The sequence below is a fragment of the Crocosphaera sp. XPORK-15E genome, from assembly GCF_034931425.1.
In the GTDB taxonomy this organism is placed as follows: Bacteria; Cyanobacteriota; Cyanobacteriia; order Cyanobacteriales; family Microcystaceae; genus UHCC-0190.
The window spans coordinates 1-3,044 of sequence record NZ_JAYGHQ010000057.1 but is presented as its reverse complement, the minus strand read 5'-3'; the positions used below and the strand labels follow the sequence as shown (position 1 = coordinate 3,044).

4 protein-coding genes and 1 pseudogene are annotated in these 3,044 nt (G+C 34.7%); 4 read left to right on the top strand and 1 reads right to left on the bottom strand.

Annotated elements, in window-relative coordinates:
- The coding region (locus VB691_RS24295) for a hypothetical protein (RefSeq protein WP_323294104.1) at window positions 1-290 on the top strand (290 nt) is incomplete at its 5' end.
- A 377-nt stretch (window positions 291-667) separates the two neighbouring features.
- Complete coding sequence (locus VB691_RS24290; RefSeq protein WP_323294103.1) at window positions 668-1,651, top strand: endonuclease I family protein; 984 nt, start codon at window positions 668-670, stop codon at window positions 1,649-1,651.
- A gap of 60 nt (window positions 1,652-1,711) precedes the next feature.
- Here VB691_RS24290 and VB691_RS24285 read toward each other — a convergent pair whose 3' ends face one another.
- Window positions 1,712-1,948: a DNA-binding domain-containing protein gene (locus VB691_RS24285; protein ID WP_323294102.1), complete on the bottom strand. Its 237-nt coding sequence runs from the start codon at window positions 1,946-1,948 to the stop codon at window positions 1,712-1,714.
- A 161-nt stretch (window positions 1,949-2,109) separates the two neighbouring features.
- Here VB691_RS24285 and VB691_RS24280 point away from each other — a divergent pair, with 161 nt between their 5' ends.
- Both VB691_RS24280 and VB691_RS24275 read left to right on the top strand, forming a co-directional pair.
- Entirely contained in the window at window positions 2,110-2,556 is a 447-nt protein-coding gene (locus VB691_RS24280) for a hypothetical protein (RefSeq protein ID WP_323294101.1), read from the top strand.
- 149 nt (window positions 2,557-2,705) lie between these two features.
- Window positions 2,706-2,996, top strand: a pseudogene (locus tag VB691_RS24275) (ISNCY family transposase); the annotation flags it as partial.
- Between the last annotated feature and the right edge of the window lie 48 nt (window positions 2,997-3,044).

Genomic DNA, 3,044 nt, shown 5'->3' with positions numbered 1-3,044 from the left:
ATTTAACTAGAAGGAAGGCAGAAGTTGAAGGAACTTTAAAACAGGAAATCTTAACATTAGTGTTGAGTTATGAACGGGAAACAAGACAACAGCAGTTATTATTAAGTCAAGTAGATAATCAGAATATATTGAGTAATGTGGTTGAGATTGATTATCGGTATGGTGGCAGTTCTACTGAGTCTTATTTAGCTAGTATTGAGAAACAAGAAAAGTTACAATCAATGTTAAATCAGTCAGCTATTAATCAGCAGGAATCAGTTAGGAAGCTTGGGGGTTTAGTAGGGTTGTGAGGACTGAATGTAAGTCTGAACAAATATTAAGGTATTATTAAAAATAGTGAATAAAGAACGAACTATAGATATAAAAAAGAAAAGATGTATAAGGCGTTTGAGTAGCAACTGAGACAAAAACTACGCTAAGGCTGAAACCCTATCAGAGTGAAGACTCCAGGACTTAACTTTTCTCAACAATAGTCTTGATTTATCTTGTACCAGTTAAACTGTAGTCTATTTGGTACAGAAAAAAAGAACGAGATTTCAAGGGTTTAAGGGTTCTAATTTTCAAAGGTTTTAATTGGTACAGCGATTAAACATTCCTTAGCGGGGTTTTTATCACAGATGCTACCCAAACGCCTATAGTAAAGTTTTAGCTATTAAATCTATCCTTTATGAATCAATTTAATGAATCTAATCAATCTAATGAACCAACTAGCCATAATAAAAACGGACTAGAAAAAGCTGTAATCATAGCAGATATTATTTCTAAAGGGCTTGTTCCTATCCTTGTTTTAGTTGTAGCTCAACTTGTTCAAATCGCTTCAAAAAATCAAGATGTTCAGGTTGAACTGAATAAACTGGCTGTAGAAATATTGACAACCTCACCAGAAAATTTAGGTGAAGGACAAAAAGAAATACGAGGTTGGGCTATTAAGGTTTTAGAAAAAAATTCAAATATTTCTTTTGCGGAAAAAGCAATTGAAACTTTAAAAAAAGAACCACTTAATTTAGGTAAACCTAATACGCTTTCATATAGCGATGCAAGAGATCGTCTTTTTGCAGAAGTATATAACTTCAAGCCAATTGGAATTTATACAGGTTTGGAAATAACTTTGAGTGAAAAGGATGATTTAAGTCCTCGTGCTGAGGCTTTCCAGCAAGGAATGAATACAGAACATATCTGGCCGCAAAGTAGAGGAGCTACAGAGGAAGCAAGGAGTGACCTTCACAATCTTTATCCAGAAACTACAAGGGCTAACAGTATCCGAAGCAATAAAAGATTTGATGAGATACCTGATATGAAAACAACGACCTGGCTTCGTCAATCTGAGCAGTTAAGTGAAATACCGAAGAAAGATCTCAATGAATATAGTGAATCTACTTCTGATCGTTTTGAACCAAGGGAAAGTGTAAAAGGGGATATTGCCAGAACAATGTTTTATTTTCATTACACTTATTTGGATCAGTTAGATGATGCAAACAAAGAATATTTCGATCAGCAAAAATCCATCTTATGTCAATGGCATAAATTAGATCCTGTTGATAAAAATGAGATTAGTCGGAACAAGAAAATTGTAACTATTCAAGGTAATGAAAATCCCTTCATCGAAAATCCCAATCAGGCGGACAAAGTTTACTGTTCACAAGAAAATTAAAAGACTCTTGATAGGTTTTAGGTTTCTATTCTCTGAACAATACGAGAGAAAAATCTTTCTTTAACAGTTTGTTTTTCTGCTCATATTAGAACTTCTGACAACATTTTCCAATACTGTCAACCGCTTCTCAACCTCAGCCATTCTCTGACTTAACGGTACACTATCAGCACACCCCAAATACTCAGCTATGGCACTACAGACAACCTCAGTTTTATTGGTTCCAGTTTTCTGAATATAACTATTAAGTTCATGCAAAAGAGAATCAGGAATTCTAACCCCAATTTGTGACTTACTCATCAACCCTAACCCAACACTTATTTAATAATACTAACATACGTTTAACAGTTGTCAATCACTCTATAAGCCAATTAGAGAGATTATTAAGAAGTATTAAGAACCTGTTATTAATCTAGTGTTAACTTGTCCATAATAGGATAAACCTCCCCACAAAAAGAGCCATGTTACAAGCTTCCGCACTACCTAAAAGATACGACATAGGAAAAACCCAATTTTATCAATGGCGTAACCATCTCAAAACATTGGGGTATGATATGGAACCCACCAGAAAAGGACAAAGCAGTTTCTACTCAGACGAACAAATAGAATTATTTGACCAGTTTGCTGCTCACATCAAGGAGCATGAAGGTTTCGATAGGTTTCCTCCTGCAACCATAGAAGCGGAACCAACTGTTAATAGTTCAGTAAATGATAACCACCTTAACGGATTAGTTCATCATCAAGACGAACCAGTTAACATTGAATCCGCAACCCCAGAAGAAATCTATATTGATAGCAACCCATTAGAAGACATCAGAGAGAAGAATTTAAACTTAGTTGATACCGCAGCGCAGCACATCGCAGCAGAAACCCAGCAATTCTCATTTTGGCAAAATTTAGAACATTAGTTCTCTATTCTGGTTAGAGAACTAACAGGAAAACCCAATAGATTAAGCACAAATACTTACGGCAAAAACAGAGAGAACTCGGATTAGAGAATCGAATTATACTACAATCAGTTTGAGAGAGAGCTAATGGTCTAAAACTGTAGAATTACATGGAAATATTGCCTGTTACTATATCGCCATCAGAGTTAATTAAATTTCTTTTTGTTCAATTGAATGATTTACCAGATAAAAGAAAAGGGTTAAATACAAGGTATGAAATGCGAGATCTGGTGATAGCTGCGTTTTCCGTATTTTTTACACAATGTCCTTCTTTTTTAGAGCATCAAAATTTAATGAAAAAGAACAAGGGAAAAGATAATGCTTTCAGTTTATTTGGATTGAAAAAAATTCCTTGTGATAATCAGATACGAACTTTATTAGATCCGATTCCAGCCTTCAACAATTGACAATTGACAATGGACAATTGACAATTGACAATTACCTCTACC